The sequence below is a fragment of the Acidobacteriota bacterium genome (assembly GCA_028875725.1).
Classification (GTDB): domain Bacteria; phylum Acidobacteriota; class Thermoanaerobaculia; order Multivoradales; family Multivoraceae; genus Multivorans.
On the sequence record JAPPCR010000006.1, the window covers coordinates 835,371 to 855,476 of the forward strand.

Annotated in this window: 14 protein-coding genes; 6 read left to right on the plus strand and 8 right to left on the minus strand. The window is 68.5% G+C overall.

The features are described from left to right. Nucleotides 1-27: 27 nt before the first annotated feature. Both OXI49_05460 and OXI49_05465 read left to right on the plus strand, forming a co-directional pair. A complete protein-coding gene (locus tag OXI49_05460) occupies nucleotides 28-939 on the plus strand; it encodes a flap endonuclease (GenBank protein MDE2689942.1) in 912 nt (303 codons plus the stop codon). A 40-nt stretch (nucleotides 940-979) separates the two neighbouring features. Then, complete coding sequence (locus OXI49_05465) at nucleotides 980-2,770, plus strand: methylenetetrahydrofolate reductase (protein ID MDE2689943.1); 1,791 nt, start codon at nucleotides 980-982, stop codon at nucleotides 2,768-2,770. Here OXI49_05465 and OXI49_05470 read toward each other — a convergent pair. Continuing rightward, the gene (locus OXI49_05470) at nucleotides 2,722-3,486 is read right to left on the minus strand and encodes a glucose 1-dehydrogenase (protein MDE2689944.1); all 765 of its coding nucleotides are present in this window, start codon (nucleotides 3,484-3,486) and stop codon (nucleotides 2,722-2,724) included. The genes OXI49_05465 and OXI49_05470 overlap by 49 nt on opposite strands. Before the next feature lie 93 nt (nucleotides 3,487-3,579). Here OXI49_05470 and OXI49_05475 point away from each other — a divergent pair, with 93 nt between their 5' ends. Beyond that, nucleotides 3,580-6,057, plus strand: a complete 2,478-nt coding sequence (locus OXI49_05475) for a CoA transferase (GenBank protein ID MDE2689945.1) — start codon at nucleotides 3,580-3,582, stop codon at nucleotides 6,055-6,057. A gap of 4 nt (nucleotides 6,058-6,061) precedes the next feature. Beyond that, nucleotides 6,062-6,514: a VOC family protein gene (locus OXI49_05480; protein MDE2689946.1), complete on the plus strand. Its 453-nt coding sequence runs from the start codon at nucleotides 6,062-6,064 to the stop codon at nucleotides 6,512-6,514. Here the strand turns inward: OXI49_05480 and OXI49_05485 are convergent. The 4 genes from OXI49_05485 to OXI49_05500 all read right to left on the minus strand — a co-directional run bounded on the left by OXI49_05485 (nucleotide 6,511) and on the right by OXI49_05500 (nucleotide 13,644). Beyond that, nucleotides 6,511-7,581 carry a hypothetical protein gene (locus OXI49_05485; protein ID MDE2689947.1) on the minus strand — a complete coding sequence of 357 codons (1,071 nt, stop codon included), beginning with the start codon at nucleotides 7,579-7,581 and terminating at the stop codon, nucleotides 6,511-6,513. The two genes, OXI49_05480 and OXI49_05485, sit on opposite strands and share 4 nt — an antisense overlap. Continuing rightward, complete coding sequence (locus OXI49_05490) at nucleotides 7,578-8,645, minus strand: hypothetical protein (GenBank protein MDE2689948.1); 1,068 nt, start codon at nucleotides 8,643-8,645, stop codon at nucleotides 7,578-7,580. The genes OXI49_05485 and OXI49_05490 overlap by 4 nt, the downstream gene beginning before the upstream one ends. A gap of 55 nt (nucleotides 8,646-8,700) precedes the next feature. Then, nucleotides 8,701-10,566, minus strand: coding sequence for a DUF3604 domain-containing protein (locus OXI49_05495; protein MDE2689949.1), 1,866 nt, complete (start codon nucleotides 10,564-10,566; stop codon nucleotides 8,701-8,703). Between the two features lie 102 nt (nucleotides 10,567-10,668). Next, nucleotides 10,669-13,644: a sulfatase-like hydrolase/transferase gene (locus tag OXI49_05500; protein MDE2689950.1), complete on the minus strand. Its 2,976-nt coding sequence runs from the start codon at nucleotides 13,642-13,644 to the stop codon at nucleotides 10,669-10,671. A 39-nt stretch (nucleotides 13,645-13,683) separates the two neighbouring features. Between OXI49_05500 and ispG the strand changes: the two genes are divergently transcribed. Continuing rightward, a complete protein-coding gene (gene ispG / locus OXI49_05505) occupies nucleotides 13,684-14,925 on the plus strand; it encodes a flavodoxin-dependent (E)-4-hydroxy-3-methylbut-2-enyl-diphosphate synthase (protein MDE2689951.1) in 1,242 nt (413 codons plus the stop codon). Nucleotides 14,926-14,936: 11 nt separating this feature from the next. On the opposite strand, the gene OXI49_05510 is transcribed toward ispG, so the two are convergent. Continuing rightward, nucleotides 14,937-16,394: a sulfatase gene (locus tag OXI49_05510; protein MDE2689952.1), complete on the minus strand. Its 1,458-nt coding sequence runs from the start codon at nucleotides 16,392-16,394 to the stop codon at nucleotides 14,937-14,939. Continuing rightward, the gene (locus OXI49_05515) at nucleotides 16,391-16,984 is read right to left on the minus strand and encodes an HDIG domain-containing protein (protein MDE2689953.1); all 594 of its coding nucleotides are present in this window, start codon (nucleotides 16,982-16,984) and stop codon (nucleotides 16,391-16,393) included. The genes OXI49_05510 and OXI49_05515 overlap by 4 nt, the downstream gene beginning before the upstream one ends. 68 nt (nucleotides 16,985-17,052) lie before the next feature. Between OXI49_05515 and OXI49_05520 the strand changes: the two genes are divergently transcribed. After that, a complete protein-coding gene (locus tag OXI49_05520; protein MDE2689954.1) occupies nucleotides 17,053-17,841 on the plus strand; it encodes a hypothetical protein in 789 nt (262 codons plus the stop codon). Nucleotides 17,842-17,990: 149 nt separating this feature from the next. Here OXI49_05520 and OXI49_05525 read toward each other — a convergent pair whose 3' ends face one another. Continuing rightward, entirely contained in the window at nucleotides 17,991-20,099 is a 2,109-nt protein-coding gene (locus OXI49_05525; GenBank protein MDE2689955.1) for an ABC transporter permease subunit, read from the minus strand. Nucleotides 20,100-20,106: the final 7 nt, after the last annotated feature.

Sequence of the window (20,106 nt, forward strand, 5' to 3'; positions counted from 1 at the left end):
CGGCGTCACCCGGATGCGGCGCCCGCCATGTACGTCCACCTGATCGACGGCACCTACGAGCTCTTCCGCCACCACTTCGGTGCGCCGAGCTATCGCAACGAGGACGGGCTCGAGGTGGGAGCGGTGCGTGGAGTCGTCTTCTCCTTGCTGGGCATGTTCCGGGATGGGGCGACCCACGTGGCGGTGGCGACGGACCACGTGATTGAGTCGTTTCGCAACGACATGTGGCCCGGCTACAAGACCGGCGAGGGGATCGAGCCGGAGCTTCTGGCTCAGTTCCCGGTGCTCGAGGACGCCCTGGACGCGCTCGGGGTCACGGTCTGGCCGATGGTGGAGCACGAGGCGGACGACGGACTCGCCAGCGGCGCCGCGATGGCGGCCGCGGATGAACGGGTCGTTGAGGTCCGCATCTGCACGCCGGACAAGGACCTGGCCCAGTGCGTCGACGCCGGCCGGGGCGGCCGGGTAGTGCAGGTCGACCGGCGGCGTGGCCTGCGCTGGGACGCGGACGGCGTCCGGGACAAGTTCGGGGTGGAGCCGGAGTCGATCCCCGACTATCTCGCCCTGGTCGGCGACAGCGCGGACGGATTCCCGGGCTTGCGGGGTTGGGGCGCAAAGTCGGCGGCCACCGTGCTGGCGCACTATGTCCACCTGGAGGAGATTCCGGACGAACCGTGGAAGTGGGCGGTCAAGGTGCGCAGCCGGGATCGGCTGGCGGCGACTCTCAGGGAGGAACGCGAAGCCGCGGAGCTGTTCCGCGAGCTCGCCACGCTGGTGCGCGATGCGCCGGTCAGGGGTTCCGTCGACGAGCTTCGGTGGCGAGGACCCGCCCCGGAACTGGAGGCGATGGCCGAGAGGTTGAAGGCGCCGGGGCTCGTGCAGCAGGCTGAGCGGCTCGCCGGCGAGTGGGCCGAAGCGGACGACGCGGTCCCCTTCTGACTGCCCATGCGGCGGCGGTCAGCGTAGGATCCGACCCGGCGTGAAACTGATCGACAAGCTGCGCACCGCGGCGTCCGAGAGACGGCCGTTCTACTCGTTCGAGTACTTCCCTCCGAAGACGGAGGCGGGGATCGAGAACCTTTACGCGCGCATTGAGCGCATGGGACGGCTGGAGCCGGCGTTCGTCGACGTGACCTGGGGCGCGGGCGGCAGCACCGCTGAACTTACCTTCGAGCTCGCGAGCACGATCGAGAACGTGCTCGGCATCGAGACGATGATGCACCTGACCTGCACCAACATGCCGCGCCGGAAGATCGCGGCGGTGCTCGAGAACTGTCGCGAGCGCGGCATCGGCAACATCCTGGCCTTGCGCGGCGATCCGCCGCGCGGAGGCGGCGCCTGGTCGCCCGTCGCCGACGGCTTTTCCCACGCTTCGGACCTGGTGCGGTTCATCCGCGAAGAGCACGGGGACCACTTTGGAATCTGTGTGGGCGGTTACCCGGAAGGTCACCCGGAGGCTTCGAGCCGGGAGCGCGATCTCGACTATCTGGCCGAGAAGGTTGCGACCGGAGCGGACTTCGTGATCACGCAGATGTTCTACGAGCCGGAGCTGTACTTCCGCTTCCTGGGGGACTGCCGGGAGCGCGGCGTGGACTGTCCGATCGTTCCGGGACTGGCGCCCATCAACGGATACCTGTCCTTTCAGCGCATCACGGGCTTCGGCGCCAGTGCGCCGCCCGAGATCGTCAGCGAGATCGAGGCGCGGCGGTTCCACGACGCGTCCGTGCGCGAGTACGGCCAGGATCTGTTGGCCGGCATCTGTCGCCGGCTGCTCGACGGCGGCGCGCCCGGCCTTCACTTCTACACCCTGAACCTCGAGCGTTCGGTGCAGGTCATCCTCGACCGCCTCGGCATCGTGCCGGAGCGCATCGAACGGGTCCTGCCGTGGCGGAGCGCGACGGCGGTTCAGCGCCCCAGGGAGGACGTTCGCCCGATTTTCTGGGCCAACCGGCCGAAGAGCTACCTCGCCCGGACCCAGGACTGGGACGAGTTTCCGAACGGGCGCTGGGGCGATGCCGGTTCACCCGCGTTCGGCGATCTCGGCGATCACCATCTCGCCTTCCGACCGATCAAGGCCGATGTGGCCCGTGAGCGGTGGGGCCGCGAGCTGCCCTCGATCGACCAGGTGCGGGAGGTCTTCGCGGGTTTCTGTCGCGGCGACGTCGACGGGATCCCCTGGTACGACTGGCCGTTGGACCTGGAGAGCGAACCGCTGCGCAGCGCCCTTGTGCGGCTGAACCTGGCGGGTCTGCTGACGATCAACTCGCAGCCGCGCGTGAACGGCGCTGCTTCCGACGATCCCGCGGTCGGCTGGGGCGGCGCTGGAGGCCGCGTCTACCAGAAGGCGTACCTGGAGTTCTTCGTGGCGCCGGAGCAGGTGTCGCCGCTACTGGCCGCACTGGACCGGAAGCCGAGCCTGACGTACCACGCGATCGACCGGTCCGGTACGGCCTGGAGCAACTGCGACTCGGTCAACGCGGTGACCTGGGGCGTGTTCCCGGGCGAGGAGATTCGCCAGCCGACGATCGTCGACCCGCGTTCCTTCGAGGTCTGGAAGGACGAGGCCTTCGACCTGTGGCTGTCCTCCTGGGCGGCGGTGTACGAAGAAGACAGCGAGTCACGCCGCCTGCTCCAGAGGATCCACGACACGTACTTCCTCGTCAACGTGGTCGACAACGACTACGTCGATGGCGATCTGCTCGGTTACCTGCTCGAGGCGGTTCAGGCGGAGGAGCCGCCGTCCATGACGATCGTCGCTCCCGTCACGTAGCTGCCCATCTTGGAGGCCAGGAAGACGGCGGCGCCGGCGATCTCGTTCGGCTGTGCGTGCCGTCCGACGGGTGTCCGACTGGCGATCGCCTGCCGCTTCTCCTCGGAGTCGACGAGCACGCTGGCGAAGTAGGTCTCCACCACGCCGGGCGCGATCGCGTTCACCCGGATGCCGTACTGGCCGAGTTCCTTGGCCCAGCCGCGGGTCATGTTCAGCACCGCCGCCTTGGTCAGCGCGTAGGTCAACTCGTTTGGTCCGGGGCGGAGGCCGGCGATCGAGGCGACGCTGATCACGTTGCCCGAACCCTGCTTCTTCATCAACCGCGCAGCCTGCTGGATATGGACGAAGTACCCCTTGAGGTTGACTTCCAGGGTCTTGTCGAAAGCCCATTCCGGCATGTCAATCGCCGGCCCGAAGTAGGGGTTCGTGGCGGCATTGTTCACCAGGATGTCGAGTCGCCCGAACTCGCTCTCGATGCGCTCGACCAGGCCCGCGATCTGATCCACGTTGCCGGCGTGACAGGCGATAGGCACCGCCTTGCCGCCGTCGGCCTCGATTGACTCGGCTACCCTGTCGAGCCCTTCCTGCTTCCGCGACGCGAGGATGACGGTCGCCCCCTGCTCGGCGAAGCCGCGCGCGATGGCCTCCCCGATGCCGCGCGAGGCGCCGGTAACGAGGGCGACCTGGTTGGTGAGGCTGAAGTCGAGGATGGGCATGGACTGAGATCTCCAGGGTTGTGTCTGGTTCTGGTCGGCGCGTGAGCATACGACGGCTGGTTCGGTCCTGGATGGCTGCTACCGTGCCGGCTCGTGACAGATCATCCGTGCTCCAACCTTCGCGTGATCGAGGTCGCCGGCTCGCCAGCCGGCGCCTATGCGGGACGGCTGTTGGCGGCATGCGGTGCGGAAGTGCTGCGGCTTGAACCGCCCGAAGGCGATCCGTGGCGTGAGGCTGGCGAGCGTTGGCAGGGCCTCGGAGCTGAGTATGCGTACCTGAATGTCGGCAAGCGGGCGGGGCGTCTGCGGCAGAGTACGGACGGCGGCCGAGGGCAGATCCTGGAGTTGATCGAGCGCGACGGCGCCGACATCGTGATCGAGAGCGCCGCGCCGGGGGCGCTCGAACCGCTGATCGATGAGGCCGATACGCCGCAGGCCGTGCTGCTGCGGATCTCACCGTTCGGCCTGGGTTCTGCGGCGCGCGAGGTCTGGGGCGAGGCGGGACCGCCGCGGTCGAACGGCTTCACGGACGACGCCTGGTCCGGTCACCTCTACCTGAACGGTGCTCCGGACCGGGAGCCCATCGCGCGGCCGGGGCTCCACTCGTCCTGTCAGGCGGGCGCCCACGCGGTGATCGGCGGTCTGGCGGCACTGCTGGCCCGGCCCGCGATCGGCCGCGGCCAGACGATCGACGTCTCCCACGTCGAGGCGCTGGCCGCTCTGCACCAGTACACGACGGTGATGTGGACCCAGGCCGGGTACGTCCTCGGCCGGGTCGGCAACTCCCAGGGCGGGCCGTGGCATCCGGTCGGCGTTCATCGCTGTCAGGACGGCTACGTTGCCCTCTCGATACCGAGTCGGGAGATGCTCGAGCCCTTCCTCGAGGCGGCGGGCCTGGCTCATGTCCTGGAGGACCCGCGCTTCGCCGAGGATGCCGACCGGGCTCAACACCGAGAGGAGTTCGACCGGGCGATCGATCCCTGGATGATGGCCCACACCGAGGCCGAGATCATCGAGCTGGGCGAGCGGGTCCGCGTGCCGATCGGTCCGGTGATCGACGCGCTGGAGGTGCTGGACGACCCGCACTTCCGGGCCCGCGGTTTCTTCGTGCCGATCGACGGCGACGGCGGGCCGCTCGTTCCGCGTGGGCCGTTTCTTCTGAACGGCACGTCGTCGTCGTCGGCCATCGATTCCTCGGTTGCGCGAACGGCGCCGGCGATGGACGGGGTTGCCGGTTGGCAGGCGCGGAGGACCGGCATGGCTCAAAGGTCGTCGCCTTCCGCGTTGACCGACGGGCCCCTCCATGGCCTCCGCGTGCTGGATCTCACCAGGGTCTGGGCGGGACCGTTGGCTATGCGAATGCTGGGCGATCTCGGCGCCGATGTGATCAAGGTCGAGGCCGCCTGGGCGCGTGGGCCGGCGACCCGGTCGGCAAGGATCGCCCGTCTCACGCACCTGTTCCCGGAGAACGATGCCGGGAAACGCTCGTACAACCGCAACGCCGCGTTCAACAAGATGAACCGGAACAAGCGGTCCGTGACCCTTGAGTTGAGCGAGCCGGAGGCCCGAGGCATCTTCGAGGCCCTGGTGGAGCGGGCGGACGTGGTCTGCGACAACTTCAGTCCCCGGGTGATGCCCAAGCTCGGCCTCGACTCGGATCGACTGCGGGAACTCAACCCGGGCGTCATCGCGGTCTCGATGCCCGGTTTTGGCAACTCGGGCCCCTACCGGGACCGGCTCGCGTTCGGTCCGCTGATCGAGTCAGCGATGGGACTCACGTCCGCGCTCGGCTACCGGGACGGCGGCCCCCACCGGTCGGGCATCGCCTGGCCGGATCCGATGACGGCTCTGCATACCGCCGTCGGGACCCTGGCCATGCTCTACGGCCGCTCGCAGTCGCCGGAGGGCCGGGGCGGCACGGTCGAAACTCCGATGGTGGAGGCGATGGCGACGATGTTCGGCGACCACATCCTGGCGGCACAGCTTCGTGGATCGGCAGAACCGCGTCGCGGCAATCGCCATCCCGTGCGGGCGCCTCAGGGCTGCTATCCGTGCCGGGGAAAGGACCGGTGGGTCGCGATAAGCGTGCGGGATGAACGGGAGTGGCGGACGTTTTGCGGCGTCGTCGGCTTGCCGGAGGTGTTCGCCTCCCAGTCACTGGCGGAGCGGCAGGCGGACGAGGACCGGATCGACGAGGTGCTCTCCGAGTGGACCCGCAGCTGGGATCGAGACGACCTGGTCGCCCTTTTGCTCCGCGCCGGCGTCACCGCGGCGCCGGTTGCCGACGCCCGCGACATGGCGGAGGACCCGTTTCTCGAAGCCCGCGGCTTCTGGGCCGAGGTCGATCACCCGGAAGTCGGCCGCCGCCGCTACCCCGGCCTGCCGATCCACCTGAGTGCGACGCCCGCGACGTACCGGCGCGGCGCTCCTTGCCTGGGCGAGCACAACCGAGAGGTTCTCGTCGAAGTCTTGGGATTTCCGGCGTCGCGGGTGGACGAGTTTGAGGGAGCCGGGCTGCTCACGGACAGGCCGCCCGAGGGCGCCACCGGACGGGGGATCAGGAAGGAGTAGGAGCATGGGAGAAGCGCCCGCGGGCACGACGCCCACGACGCGACCGCGACAACTCGACCACATTCTTGAGGCCTCCCTCTATGTGAGCGATCTCCAAGTGGCGGAGGTCTTCTACACCGAGGTGCTGGGACTGACCTTTCACTCGAAACTCGAAGGGAGGCACGTGTTCTTCCGCTGCGGTGAGCAGATGGTCCTGCTCTTCAACCCGGTAGCGACGGCCGACCCCGATCTGACGCCACGGGGCCTCGGATTGCATGGCGCTCACGGCCCGGGTCACCTGGCGTTCGGTGTGACCGAGGACGAGATCGACGTCTGGCGCGCGCATCTGGAGTGCCACGGCGTCGAGATCGAGCAGGAGATCGACTGGGGCGGCCGCAGGGGCCGATCGATCTACTTTCGCGACCCGGACGGAAACAGCCTGGAGTTCGCGACGTCTGCGTTGTGGGGCTTGGCCTAGCCGCCGGTCTGCGCTGCGACTTCCCTCTCTTCAAGGCGCGCGCCGCGCAGGGTATTCCCCAGGGAGTAGTTCCCCTCGTGACAGGCGTACTCGTAGAGCTTGCCGTCGGTCGCCGGCCAGGTGTACTCGGCGGTGTAGGGCGCTTCCCAGTCGCCGTTCTCGACGGTGAACCGGTAGAGGAGGGTGTTCGTGTCCTGGAAGGAGAACTGTTCGACCACGCGCTGATCGGCGGGAGGCGAGGGATCGCCGTAGAGGGCGAAGGTCACCCAGTTCTCTTCCTGGAAGTTCGTCGTCTCGACGACGAGCGTGTCGCCTTCCCACCAGGCCACGGAGTCACCGGCCCGCGAGCGGTAGCCGGGGGGCGCGTGGCGGGCCGCCTCGCGGGACGGGTTGATCGGGATGATCCTCGCGTAGTGCATCCACTCGATCAGGATCATCAGGTGGGTGTCGGTCTGCACGACCGTCTTCAGGTTGTTGTAGAACTTCGGGTAGATCGGGATCGTTCCCTCGAGCGAGAAGATGCAGCGGTCGGCGATCGACAGCGACTCGGGGTCGTCGTAGGGGCCGACCTCGCGGTCGCGCCACCACGCCTTACCCTGGTTCTGCAGGAAGAACCCGTAGACGCCTTCCCGGCGCGCCTTGCCGCGTTCCGTCAGCGGCGGGAAGCGGCCGTTCGGCGGATCGACGATCAGCGACGTGCGGTACCTGCCGCCGACCTTGACCGCCGACGTGCCGCGGTCCATGTAGAAGTAGTTGTAGCCGCCGACACTGGCCCCCGCCGCGGGCGCGTCGCGGTCCGGGTCGCTGGCCCGGGCGGTGAGATCGACCCTCGCCGCTTCCTGTGAACGGATCCGCTCCGCCTCTTCCTCGGTCAGGTGGAGGCGTTCACCGAGTTCGGGGCTCCGCTCGATCGGCGTCAGGGTGCTGATGTCGTAGTTGCCGGAGAAATCGGGCTTGCCGCTCGACGTCCTGGGAATCTCGTCCGCCACCGCGGCGGTCGCGGCCACGGCGACCAGGAACGCAGAGGAGAGGACGCCGGCGCGGTCTCGGTCGCCTGGCAAGCTCACGGCCCGCCGCTCGCCTCGGCCGCCATCTGCCTCTCCTCGAAACGCGCCCCCCGCAGGGTGTTTCCGGTCGCGTAGTTGCCCTCGTGACAGGCGAATTCGTAGAGCTTGTCGTCCGTGGCCGGCCAGGTGTACTCGCCGCTGTAGGGCGTTTCCCAGTCTCCGCTTTCGAGCGTGAACTGGTAGAGCAGAGTGTCCGGGTCCTGGAACGAGAAGCGCTCGATCACGCGCTGGTCGGCGGGCGGCGACGGCTCGCGGAACAGGGTCGTCGCGATCCACTTCTCTTCCAGGAAGTTGGTCGTGTCGATGACGAGCGTGTCGCCTTCCCACCAGGCCACCGAGTCGCCGGCGCGTGAGCGGATCGTCTCCGGGAGGTGCATCGCCGCCTCCCGGGACGGGCTGATCGGGATGATCCGCGCGTAGTGCATCCACTCGATCAGGATCAGAAGGTGGGTGTCGGTCTGCACGATCGTCTTGATGTTGTTGTAGCTCTTCGAGTAGATCGGGATCGTCGCTTCGAGCGAGAAGACGCAGCGATCGGCGATCGAGAGCGACTCGGGATCGTCGTAGGGGCCGACTTCGCGGTCGCGCCACCAGGCCGGACCGGTGTTCCTCTTGGAGAAGCCGTAGAGACCTTCCCGTCGCGCCTTGCCGCGCTCGGTCAACGGCGGGAAGCGGCCGTTCGGCGGGTCGGTGAGCACCGACGTGCGGTACTTGCCGTCCACCTTGACCGCCGACGTCCCCCGGTCCATGAAGAAGTAGTTGTAGGCGCCGATGTTGCCGCCGGCCGCCGGGGCTTCGCGGTTCGGGTCGCTGGCCCGCGACCTCGTTTCGATGTTCTGGGCCTCCCGGCGCCGGATCTCGTCGGCTTCGGCCTCGGTCAGGGTCAGGCGCTCTCCTAGTTCGGGATTGCGCTCGATCGGCGTCAGGTGGGAGATGTCGTAGTTGCCGGAGAAGTCCGGCTTGCCGTTCGGCGTCCTGGGAGCGTCGTCTGCTCCTCCGGCTCCGCCTGCACCGACGGCCAGAGTGAGAACGAAGGCAATGCGAGTTCTTCCCGTGATGCTCATGCGAGCCCCTCCCGGCCGACTTCGTTCGATGTGCCGGCCATAGTAGATCGGCCTCCTAGCCGCCCGGGACGTACCAGATCGGCGACGACCAGGCGCGTTCCTGGATCGTCGCCGGCATGTCGGGATTCGGCTCCGCGCCGGCGCGGAGCGCGTCCCAGGTCGACCAGCGGCAGGTCGGGTTCTCCAGAACACGCACGTAGTAGACGGCGTGCCTCGCGGCGTCGAAGTCCGGGTCGGTCCACAGGGCCGAGAGTTCGGCGGCGCCGAGGTCCCGGGAGTGGCTGCAGTCGGACAGATCGACGCTGGCGCCGTTGTCGGGGCAGCGGAGGGGATCACCCGAGGGCATGCCGCCGTCGGCACAGGCGATATCGACGACCGATTCGCGCGCCTCGCCGTCCTCGACCCAGCCCTTGACCATCTGGAGGCGCTGAAGCGGTGCGCTGTCCGCGTCGCGGGCGGCCCAGACGAGGAAGCGCGGACTGCTGCCCTCGTCCGCCACCAGATCGCCGCCCATCGGCACGCCGCCCTCGTAGGCGGCGGCGATCATCTCCGGATCGGAGGTCAGGTCGTCCGGGTAGTGGTAGCCGCCGAAGAACCGAACTCGCATTCTGGGGCCGCTGGTCCCGAACGTCTCCTTGCGGCGGAAGGCGTCGTAGATCGCGTCGCGGGTGTTCTCCTCGGCCCAGACACCGGCGAGTCCCGAACCGCCCCAGAACTTGAAGCTGTTCTGGATGTACTTCTCGCCGTCCTCGGTCGGCTCGTCGAGCGGTACCGCGCCGCGATTCTGGCCGGTGCCGTCGCCGACGCCGACCTTGCCGTGGAAGTTGTCCTCCTCCGGCGTACCGCCCGAGTTGTGCGTGTCGGTCGCGCCGATCATGCCGAAGCGGAACGGGTTGAAGCCCTGGGTCTCCTGCAGCACGAGACCGTTCACGTAGGCCTCGCGGGCGTAGCTGCCCTTCGGTTCGCTGTAGAGCGTGGTGGCGATCCGGTAGGGGAAGATCTCGAACTCGGCCCATTCGTCGTTCGGCGACAGCAGGGGGTGGGTCTCCGAAGTGCCCTTGACCTGCGTCACCTCGACCAGGGGTTCGTTGCGCATGCGCAGGTCGGCGTAGGCGGCGTCCAGCGGGTCGCCGCCCACCGTCTCCAGCTTGAACATGTTGCCGTTGCTGCCGTTCGAGTTGTGCGGAATGGCGAGGCCCTCGATGCCCGCGTCGCGCAGACCGTCGAGCCAGCGCCAGAGGTCCTCGGGGTTTCGCGAATCGGTCGAGGCGAACGGCTTGGGCGGCGCCTCGCTACCCCTGAAGATGACGTTGCGGTGCAGGTTGCCGCGGTCATCCGACGAGGTCGTGTACTCGTAGGCGATGAAGGTCGTGAAGTTGCCCGGATCGTTGTGAGCCTCCGCGGCATCGATGATCGCCTGCCACGAAGTGCGAGCAGCGTTGTCCACCGCGTCCGCGGGCAGCTCGGCGAACTCGCCGCTGCGCAGCCCCTGGATGGCGCGGGCGAAGCCGCCGCCGCCGCGGAGATCGGCTCCGAGGGTCGTGTCGTAGAGGACGCTCCCGGCGTTGTCCATGTCCGGCATGACGCCCAGATACATGCCATGGTCGGTCACGGCCTGGAAGTCGAACGCCCCGCTCTGGAGCTGAAGCTGGTGGCCGCTCGGGTGCTCGATCGCCTCGCCCTTGGCAAAGCGGTAGGCGTCGTCCGGACTCGTCCGGGTCTGGAACAGGTAGGCGTCGAACGAGTACCGCGTGTGGACGTGCAGGTCGCCGAAGTAGGCGTCCCGGAGCGGGTTCGGCGCGTCGGCCGCGCCGGTCGCCGTGGCGTCGCCGCCGGCGTCTTCGCCGCCGCCGGCGGTGCAGCCGAGCAGCGCGAGCGAGAGGATGGCAATGGCCGCGAGGATCGGGCTAATCTGACGCATGACGATCTCCTTTGATGGGGATTGCGCGTAGATTAGCGCGGATGACCAGCAAGCTTCCGATATCGAGCGTCGTCATGGCCGTGGCGCTGGGCCACTGAGGCGTCAGGGGGAGGTCGCGAGCGGCAGTTCCACCGCGGCGCCGCGGAGCATGATGGCGAACACGCGGTGCCGCTCGCCGAAGGTCTCGGCCTCGGGTACGCCGGCGACTGTGCCGCGAAAACCGGTTCGGAGCAGGCGGGGGTCGTCGTGGCGGTCCACGACGTCTGGCCGGTCTCTGTTGATGCCCAGGTTGGCGAGAAACTCGCCGTCGCGGTAGATGACGATCTGGCGTGGGCGCTCGTGGCGCTCCAGGTCCGCGGCCCAGCCCTCCATCACGGTGCGTTGTCCTTCCTTCGCCACGACGTCGATGGCGCCCTCGAAGCCGTTCCCGGTCGACTGAACGGGAAGTTGGCGACCATCGGTGATGGGCAGGATTTCCGCTCCGCCTCGTTCCTGCTCCAGCGGCCGGTAGGAGAACCGGAGGCGCGTTGCGACACCCCGGTGTGAAAGGGCGTAGGCGACCAGGCCCTCGCGGCGGACGGTGTCGCGTATCTCGTCACGCGAGCGAGCGCGCCGGTCAGGCACGGCCTCGCCCATCTCGGACAGGAGGAAGCCGCTGTGCAGGTGTTCCGTGCCGAAGCGTTCGACCACGTCCGGTCTCTCGAGACTCGTGGCGGCGCTACCGAACTGCCGGCCTCCCAGGAACGCGACGATCTCGCCGATGCTGCCGGGCTCTTCGATGTCGATTGCCCACCCCTGGATGCCGTCTCTCAGCTCGTACCCGCCATCCAGAAAGCCGATCAGGCCATCCGGTTGCTGCGGTTCGAGGGGGATCCGCTCGGAGTCGACATCCAGGGCGCTTCGGGATCGGCGCATGATGCCGTCGATCCGGCCGCCGTCGCCAACCGACAGGTCGTACACGGAGAGGGGCGGCCGACCGACATGCTCGAGTTCCAGCGGCTGTCCGGGCTCTGATACGAGGAATACGTCAACCTGGTTCAGCCCGGGGCGGAACAGGCTCTCGGGCACGGTTGCCGCGATCCGACTCCTTCCGTCGGCGGTTCGGTGGGGCCTCAGCGTGGCCGCCAGCGTGCCGTTGAGAGCCACGGCCACGGTGCGATCGGACACGGGCGGGCGATTCTCGAAGACTCCTTCCACCAGGGCGGGCAGGACAGCCTGGTCGGTTGCGACATGATCCCAGACGAAGGCCGCTTCGAGCCGGATGCTGGTTTCGCCGGGGCGATGAGCCAGATCCGCAACCCGGCGGCCGTGAAGTTCGGGTCTTTCGCCGATGGCCGCCGGGTCGTTCGAGTCGCCGAGCAGTTCGGCCTGCAAGGCGACCTGACGGCGGCGCCAGGATTCGCGGTCAGGCGGAACGCCGATCGCGCCGGTGTACTTGCCGACCACGAGCGGGCCGTCCCGGTCGCGCTCGTCCGGCGCGGCGCTCCCGGCGTCCGCGCCGGCCAGTCCAAGGATCAACGGCGTGAGGTCGGCGAGCGACAGAAGCCCGTGGTCGATAGCCGCCTCTTGCTGGAAGGGCGCCTTGACGAGGAGCGGCACCGCCGCCAGATCGAGCGGCTGCCCGCCGGACGGATCATCGGGCTCCAGCAGGCGACGGGACAGGCCCGGGCGGAACGCGACGCCGTGATCCGCGGTGACGACGACCAGGCTCTCGTCGAACAGGCCGACGGACTCGAGCCGGTCGATCAACTCGCCGATCAGGCGGTCGACGAACCCGACCTGCAACAGGTAGCGTTTTTGATGGTGCCGAACCGGCCAGGTCTCGGTCGTCCAGAGTTCGCGTTCGAGGCCGTGCATGCTTCCCCGGGGCGCGTAGTAGCGGCGGCCTGAGGGCAGGTACTCCCATGGCACGTGCGGCAGCATGGAGTGGAGGAAGTAGAAGCCGGGCCGGTCACGCGTTGGACCGATGGCGTCGATGAAACGCCGGAACTCGGCTGCCCGGTCGGTGGTTCGCAGATGGAACAGCGCCCGCGGCACTGGTTCGTCAGTTGGCGGCGGCGCGGCCGCCCGGGGACCGTCCTGGCCGAAGCCGCTCCAGGTCTGGGTCACGGGCGGCAGCCCGCTCGTCCATGCTGGCGGCAGGGTCAGGTTGAGCCAGACGACGGCGAGGTCGGAAACGAGCAGGCCGAAGCGCTCGCGAAACGCCGGTCGCGGCACCGCCAGCCGGTTGAAGTCGGTGGGGCAGAGCGAGCTGATCGGCTCCAGTGCGTACAACTCGTGGCTGGGGGCCAGCAGCGTGAACAGGTTGACGGGGTACTCGGAGGCGGTTGGCAACCGTCCCTGTTCCGCCTGCAGCCCGGAGAGCATCGCGGGCACCGCGAGTTCGGAGACGTCGGAGACCGCCGTCGCGTTCGCGTACCACGTTGCTGTGGCGGCTAGTCGGGCCAGGTTGGGGAGGCGCTCGCCGTCGATGTTGCCCGTCGCGTCCAGGATGGAGGTCAGCGACCACTCGTCGAGGACCACGAACACGATCGGCGCCCGGGCGCCGGTGTCCGTCTGGTCGACATCGACCGAGCGCACGGGGCGCGCCGCGCTCCGGCGGATGTCGCCGTCCAGAAGCAGGAGTGCAGGGACGAGGACGGTCGCCACGGACAGGAGCAGGGCGAAGGCGCGCGCGCCGCGAAAGCTCACGTAGGCCCAGCCGGCGGCTATGCCTGCGATCACGGCGAAGGCGATGGCAGGCACCACCGGTAGGCCGCGGAGCGCCTGCAGTGCAATGACGCCGATCAGCAGACCGGCAGCCGCGGCGAGTGCTTTGGGTGTCCAGGCGGGACGGAAGATGCGAACGGTTGCTGCCGGCAACCAGAGCGCCAGAGCCGGAACGACTGCCAGCAGGATCGCCAGCGCCGCGACATCTCCTATGGAAAGTCCCCGGATGGCGAAGAACTCGGGCGTGCGACGGAGCAGGTCGTAGATCGGTTGAGCGAAGGCGAGGCTCGAGAGCCCCGCGGTCGTGGCAAGACCTGTTGCGAGAGGCCGCTGCGGGTCAACCCGGTCTGGCCGCTGGCGCTCGGACATGGGCAGTCATGCTACTTGGGTGCTGTAGCCTGCCGCTCAGTGACCGTCGCCGCGCCGGAAGCGCATCGCAGCACAACCCACCCGGTCGACATCGGCGGGGTGGTCGTCGGCGGCGGAGCGCCGGTGGTCGTCCAGTCGATGACAAGTACCGACACCGCGGACATCGAAGCGACGACCGCCCAGGCGCTGGCGCTGGCGGAGGCTGGCTCCGAGCTGGTGCGGATCACGGTCAATGTCGACGCGGCGGCGGTCGCCGTGCAGGAGATTCGGGCCAGGCTCGATGCCGAGGGCTGCGACGTGCCGCTGGTAGGCGACTTTCACTACAACGGCCACGTGCTGCTCGAGCGCCACCCGGCCTGCGCCCTGGCGCTGGCGAAGCTGCGGATCAACCCGGGCAACGTCGGCCGCGGCGGCCGCCGCGATCCGCAGTTCGCGGCGATCTGCGAGGTGGCCCGGAGGCTCGCCAAGCCGGTGCGGATCGGCGTCAACGGCGGGTCGCTCGACCAGGACCTGCTGGTGTCGAAGATGGAGGAGAACACGGAGCGCGACCTCGGCAAGACCTCCGAGGAAATCGTCGGCGAGTGCATGGTGCTGTCGGCGCTCCGCTCGACCGAGCTGGCCCTCGATTGCGGCCTGACGGAGGAGCAGATCGTCATCTCCTGCAAGACGTCCTCGCCGCGCGAACTGATCGACGTCTACCGGAGCCTCGCGGGTCGCACCCGGCAGCCGCTCCACCTCGGCCTGACCGAGGCCGGTATGGGGCTCAAGGGCCTGGTGTGGTCGTCGTCGGCGATGTCCGTCCTGCTCGCCGAAGGCATCGGCGACACGATCCGCACGTCCCTGACCCCGCGACCCGGCGGCGACCGCCGCGAGGAGGTCCACGCCTGCCGGGAACTGCTGCAGGCCCTGGGGCTTCGCGCCTTCGCGCCCAGCGTCACGGCGTGCCCCGGCTGCGGCCGCACGACGAGCACCACCTTCCAGGAACTGGCGCTCCAGGTGGAGGACTTCATCGACGCGAACATGCCGGAGTGGCGCCGCCGCTACGAGGGCGTCGAGGAACTGAAGCTCGCCGTCATGGGCTGTGTGGTGAACGGTCCGGGCGAGTCAAAGGCTGCCGACATCGGCATTTCGCTGCCGGGCACCGGCGAAGCGCCGACGTGTCCGGTCTACGTCGACGGTCGCCAGTTCACGACGCTTCGGGGCACCGCCGCGGAACTGTCGGAGCAGTTCACCCGGATCGTCGGGGAGTACGTGCAGAGCCGTTATCCGGCCAGGACGTAGGCGGTTCTTCCCTACGGCAGATCGCGGAACTCGGAGCTTCGAAGCCAGTCCTTGGGGAAGCGCTCCGTGATCTCGTCCATCGCCGCTTGGGACCTGGGGTGCTGGCCCTTGTCGTCGGTGTCTTCGATCCAGCCTGCCTGCGCTTCCCGCATCTCGTTCAGCACGTCGGCATAGGCGGGAGCCTCGGCCAGGTTGACCACTTCGTCCGGATCATTCTCGAGATCGTAGAGCTCCTCGGCGACGCGTGGGCCGTAGGGCGCGGTCTGGGCGGGCGTCAGCTTGCCTTCCTCGGCCAGCCGCCGGATCGTCAGGAAACTGCTGTCATCCGGATCGCGCAGGAGGTCGCCCATCTCCCGATGGCCCCAGTTGATGAGCGGTCTGTCCAGCATGAAGTTCCTGACGTAGTGGAAACGCGGTCCCACCACCGATCGGACCCGGTCGATGACGTTCGACATGCGGTCGGCCGAGGTGAACACGTAGTCGCGGCGGTAGTCCGGACCGAAGACGTCCTTCGCGTCCATGAACTCGGGCACGTCGAGGCCGGCGAGCGCCAGCGACGTGGCCGCGATGTCCATCAGGCTGACGAGATCGGCCCGTCGCGTGCCGGGCTTGACGACCTCCGGACGTCCTGGCGCAACGACGATCAGCGGAATCCTCAGGCCTTCGTCGTACGAGAACTCCTTGCTCCGGGGCAGATCCGAACCGTGGTCTGAGAAGAGCACGAGGACGGTGCTTTCCCAGAGTCCGTCGGCCTTCAGTTGCGCCACCAGCTCGCCCACCTGGTGGTCAGTGCGCAGTATCGAGTTGTAGTGGTCGGCGATGTGACGGCGCACCTGGGGAATGTCGGGGTACTGCGCCGGCACCGTCACATCCGTCGGGCGCACGGGCTTTCGACCAAGCGCCTTCACTTCCCCGGCGATGTCCGCGACGCTCTTGCCGCCGGCCACCTTCGTCTGCCCGAAGAAGGGCTTGCCCTCGGACACGTCGCGCCAGTGTCCACCGCCCTGCGGCCCCTTCCAGGACGGAATCTCCGACGGCTCGGGGCCGATCGTGTAGAGCTTCGTGCGGTCGTAGGTGAAGTTGAAGTCGTCCTTGCTGGCGTTGTAGGTCTCGTATCCCGCGGCCCGGAATAGCTCGGGAACGGTCACGACTCCTTCCGGCAGATGGATCCGGTAGCCGGGAACCCGCCCCGAACGATGGTCGTGCGCCCCGATCCGAATGGCGTAGCTGCCCGTGATCAGCGAGGAACGGGTCGGGCTGCACACCGGCGTCGGCGCGTACGCCCGCTCGAACAGAACGCCCTGTCGCGCCAGCGTGTCGATGTTGGGCGTTTCGACGAGGTCGTGCCCGTAGCTCGAGTACCAGGGCGACTGGTCGTCGATGTCGATCCAGAGGACGTTGGGTCGGTCGGTGTGCTGCTGCGCCGCCGTGGCCCCCGCGAGCAAGGCAAACAGAGCCGGGAAGATCACTTCGCCAGGCGGCCGTCCAGCTCGAGCTCCGCGGCGACGCCCTGCATCGCCGCCAGCACGTTTCCGGCGTGTTGCCAGAGCTCGAGCTCACCGTCGAAGCACTCGCGGCTGAAGTCGGCGGTGACTTCCTGGACGTGCTCGCGGTCGACGCCGGCGGCGAAGGCCCGCTGCTTCCAGCGCTTGCGGACGGACTTGAGTGGCACGTCGCGCACGTCCTTGCTCGGGCGGATGAGTGCGGCGGCGCTGATCAGCCCCGTGATCTCGTCGCAGGCCAGCAGAGCGTAGTCGCGCGAGGTCTCGCGCTCGACGCCGGTGCCTTCCGTGTTGTGGGAGAGGATCGTGCGGATGATGTCCTCGTCCAGGCCACGTTCGCGAAGGATCGCGGCGCCGTCCGCCGGGTGCTGCTCGAGGGTCGGGTGGATCTCCCAGTCGAAGTCGTGGAGGAGGCCGGCGAGGCCCCAGGCGTCCGGGTCGCCGCCGAGCTGTTCCGCGTACCAGCGCATCGCCGCTTCGACGGCCAGCATGTGTTTCTGCAGTCCCGGAGCCTTCACGAACTCCTGCACGGTCTGCCAGGCTGCTCCTCGGTCCATCGCCGTCGCCCTTTCGTCTCAGGTGGCCGGCGATTGTACGCGCTTGCCGTAGCTACAATCCCTCCGTCATGACGATGGGTGGAGGACCGTACGCGCGCAGGATGAGCTTCGGCGGGCTCTCGGGCCCGCATGCGCGCGACCTGCTGCTGCTCGTGGGGGTGCTGTTCGCCACCTTCTCGCTGCAGTTCTTCCCGACGCTGGCCTTCGTGCCGGAGATGATGCGGCTGTCGAGTTCGGTGTGGCAGCAAGGGATGGTCTGGCAGCTCCTGACCTACCCGGCGGCGGGTTGGGGCGGGCCCTCGATCTGGTTCCTGGTGGGCCTCCTGATCTTCTACATGTTCGCGAACGATGTGCGCTGGGCTCTAGGCAGGCAACGGTTCTGGAACCTGCTCTGGATGTCGGCAGGCGTGGCTGCGGTCGCGGCCTGTCTGGTGCAGATGCTGGCGGGCGGTGCCGGTCCGAACGCCTTCCTCATCATGCAGGGCCAGCAGATGCTGCTGGCGATCGCGATCACCGGCTTTGCGGTGATCCGGCGTGATGCCACCATCATGCTGTTCTTCGTGCTGCCGATCAAGGCGCGGTGGTTCATCTGGATCGAGATCGCTTTCGCCTGGGTCGGCTTCCTGCGCTACGGAGATCTCGCCGGCTTCATCGGTATCTGCACGGCGGTCGGCACGGTCTTCGCGCTGCTCCGGCCCGGGCGCACGCGCGGCCTGATGCGCGAGTCGCGGCTGCGGCTGGAACGCTGGTACATCCGCCAGAAGCTGAACCGCGGCCGCCGCCGTTTCCGCGTCGTTCCAGGCGGCAAGAAGCCGAAGGACGACGACCGCGTGCGCCGCGGCCCCTGGGTCAACTGAGGACTAATCTGCCGCCGGCAGCGGGCCGGAGGGGAGGGTCCCAGGGGACGCTCACCCCCTCTTGGTGGATGAGGAATGTGGGGTTCGCTGCGGTCGGCTGCGCTCCGCCACGGCACTGGTTGATGGAAAGACTCGGCAGTCGCTGGCCTCTAGCCCCCTGGGACCCTCCCCTCCGGCCCGCTGCCGGCTGGACGACTTACCCGTTGGTGGTTCTGGTGCATCAGTCGGAAGGCGAGGAGGATGGCGGCGAGGGCGAGGAGGTAGTGCCACCAGGTTGGTTGATCGGGGAGCTGGATCTGTTCGATGCGGGCGCTGCCGAGGGCGAGGGCGTTGTGCAGGGCGTGCCAGGCCATGGCGGGGTAGATCGAGCCGGATCGGAGGACGGCGATCACGAGGAGGACGCCGAGGAGGGACGTCCCCGGAATGCGGAACAGGTCGACGTGGAAGAAGCCGAAGGCGATGCCCGCGACCAGCACGAGCCGGACGGGCCTGAGGCGGCTCTTCAGGCCGTGGAGCAGGACGCCGCGGAAGGCGATCTCCTCGAAGATGCCGGGGAGGATGGCGAAGAAGAAGAGCATCTGCCAGGCCGGGATGTCCGCGCCGAACGCTTCGGCCATCGCTTCGATCCACTCCTCCGGAATGGGCATCACCAGGCTGGCGAGGCGGACGACGCCGTCGGCGAGCACCAGACCCGCCGGAGCGCCGATCAGGACGCCGAGCCAGGCTGGGGGCGGGGGTCTGCGCAGGGACAGCGTCTCGCGCACGGGAAGTCGGTAGCGGGCGATCATCAGCCACGCCGCGGCGCCGAAGACGGACATGTTGATCACGATCAGCAGCCGACTGTCGATGCCGCCCCCGATGTTCAGTTGCCAGACCAGGAGCAGGGCCCAGAGAACGGCGAACCAGCCAGCGACGCGGCGCGGGAAGAGCGCGGGCCCGCCGGCGAGGTCGGCCGCGTCGAGTTCACTGGCGGTGATCAGCTTCTCCGCCGACAGCGTCCGCAGCGCGGCGCGGGCGAGCAGGGCGGCGGCGCCGCCCGTCACCGCCCAGGCGGCGGCGAGCAGCGGCCAGTCGTAGTGGCCGGTCAGGATCTCCCTGGCCGCGACGCCGAGGTTGGCGATCGGCAACAGGACGATCGCGCTGCGCAACTCGACGCCCGGCAGGACGGGAATCGCTGCCACGGCCATCGCGACGAGCATCACCGGCGCGAACAGCAACTGGGCTTCCTTGTACGTCTTCGACCGGCCGGAGACCAGCAGCAGGCTGCTCGAGAGGAGCACGGCGGCCGGCGCGTAGAGCAGGAGCAGCAGCAGGCCGGCGCCGACCGGAATGACCAGTTTCATGCCGGCGGGCGGCGCGATCAGATCGAGCTGCATCCAGACGATGATGTTCACGATGTTGAGCACGCTGGTGGCGAAGGCGACGGCGAGGATCGACAGGTTCTTCGCGGTGACGATCTCGACCCGGCTGGCGGCCGTGGTCAGCAGGGTTTCGAGCGTGCCGCGTTCCTTCTCGCCGGCGAGTGCGTCCGTCGCCACGATCGAGCCGCCCGCGAGCATCATCATCACGATGATCGCGGTCAGCAGGCGTCCCAGCAGCAGCCCGGACGTCTGTTCCTCGCTGGCGGTCTCGATCCGCTCGAGCGGCAGCAGGTCATCCGGCGCCGACGCGAAGCCGGCAGCCGCGAGCCGTTGTTCGCGGAGTTCCGTTCGGGTGCGCTCGAGCGCCCGCCTCAGAAACCCCTCGGCGGAGTCCGAGGCGTCGAGGTCGGCGCGGTACGAGAGGACGATGCGCGGTGCGGCCGCGTCGCCGTTCCCGACCGTCTCCCGGTCCACGTCTTCGTCTGGCAGGTCTTCGCCGTCGCCGGCCTCCCAGGCCACGTGAACGTGGAGTCGCCCTTCGTCGAGCGCGGCGGCGACATCGTCGGGGGCTTCGGCTCGCTCGAAGCGAACCGCCGGACCGTCCGCCGGTTCGGCGTCGCCGGTCCGGCGGTCGTCGCCGACGACGGCCAGAGCCCGTTCGAGCCACATCCGCGTGTCGGTGCTGTTCGCACCGTTGGCTGTTGCGTCCGCCACGGCGTACGTGTAGGTGCGGCTCTCGATCCGTTCCTGCCGGCGCTCCGTGGTCAGTGACGTCAGGAACCACATCAACGGCCACAGGACGAGCGGCAGGGCGACCGCGAACACGAGCACTCGCGGATTGCGGGCGAGCTGGCGCAGGTCGTTCACAACCAGCGCGGTGACGGTCCGGCGGTTCATCTGCCCG

Bases quoted from the DNA above. Each gene is read 5' to 3' on its own strand.
- OXI49_05490 (MDE2689948.1), bottom strand. From the start codon at position 8,645: ATGAGCATCACGGGAAGAACTCGCATTGCCTTCGTTCTCACTCTGGCC.
- OXI49_05500 (MDE2689950.1), bottom strand. From the start codon at position 13,644: ATGTCCGAGCGCCAGCGGCCAGACCGGGTTGACCCGCAGCGGCCTCTC.
- OXI49_05470 (MDE2689944.1), bottom strand. From the start codon at position 3,486: ATGCCCATCCTCGACTTCAGCCTCACCAACCAGGTCGCCCTCGTTACC.
- OXI49_05525 (MDE2689955.1), bottom strand. From the start codon at position 20,099: ATGAACCGCCGGACCGTCACCGCGCTGGTTGTGAACGACCTGCGCCAG.
- OXI49_05480 (MDE2689946.1), top strand. From the start codon at position 6,062: ATGGGAGAAGCGCCCGCGGGCACGACGCCCACGACGCGACCGCGACAA.
- OXI49_05520 (MDE2689954.1), top strand. From the start codon at position 17,053: ATGACGATGGGTGGAGGACCGTACGCGCGCAGGATGAGCTTCGGCGGG.
- OXI49_05460 (MDE2689942.1), top strand. From the start codon at position 28: ATGTACGTCCACCTGATCGACGGCACCTACGAGCTCTTCCGCCACCAC.
- OXI49_05515 (MDE2689953.1), bottom strand. From the start codon at position 16,984: ATGGACCGAGGAGCAGCCTGGCAGACCGTGCAGGAGTTCGTGAAGGCT.
- OXI49_05495 (MDE2689949.1), bottom strand. From the start codon at position 10,566: ATGCGTCAGATTAGCCCGATCCTCGCGGCCATTGCCATCCTCTCGCTC.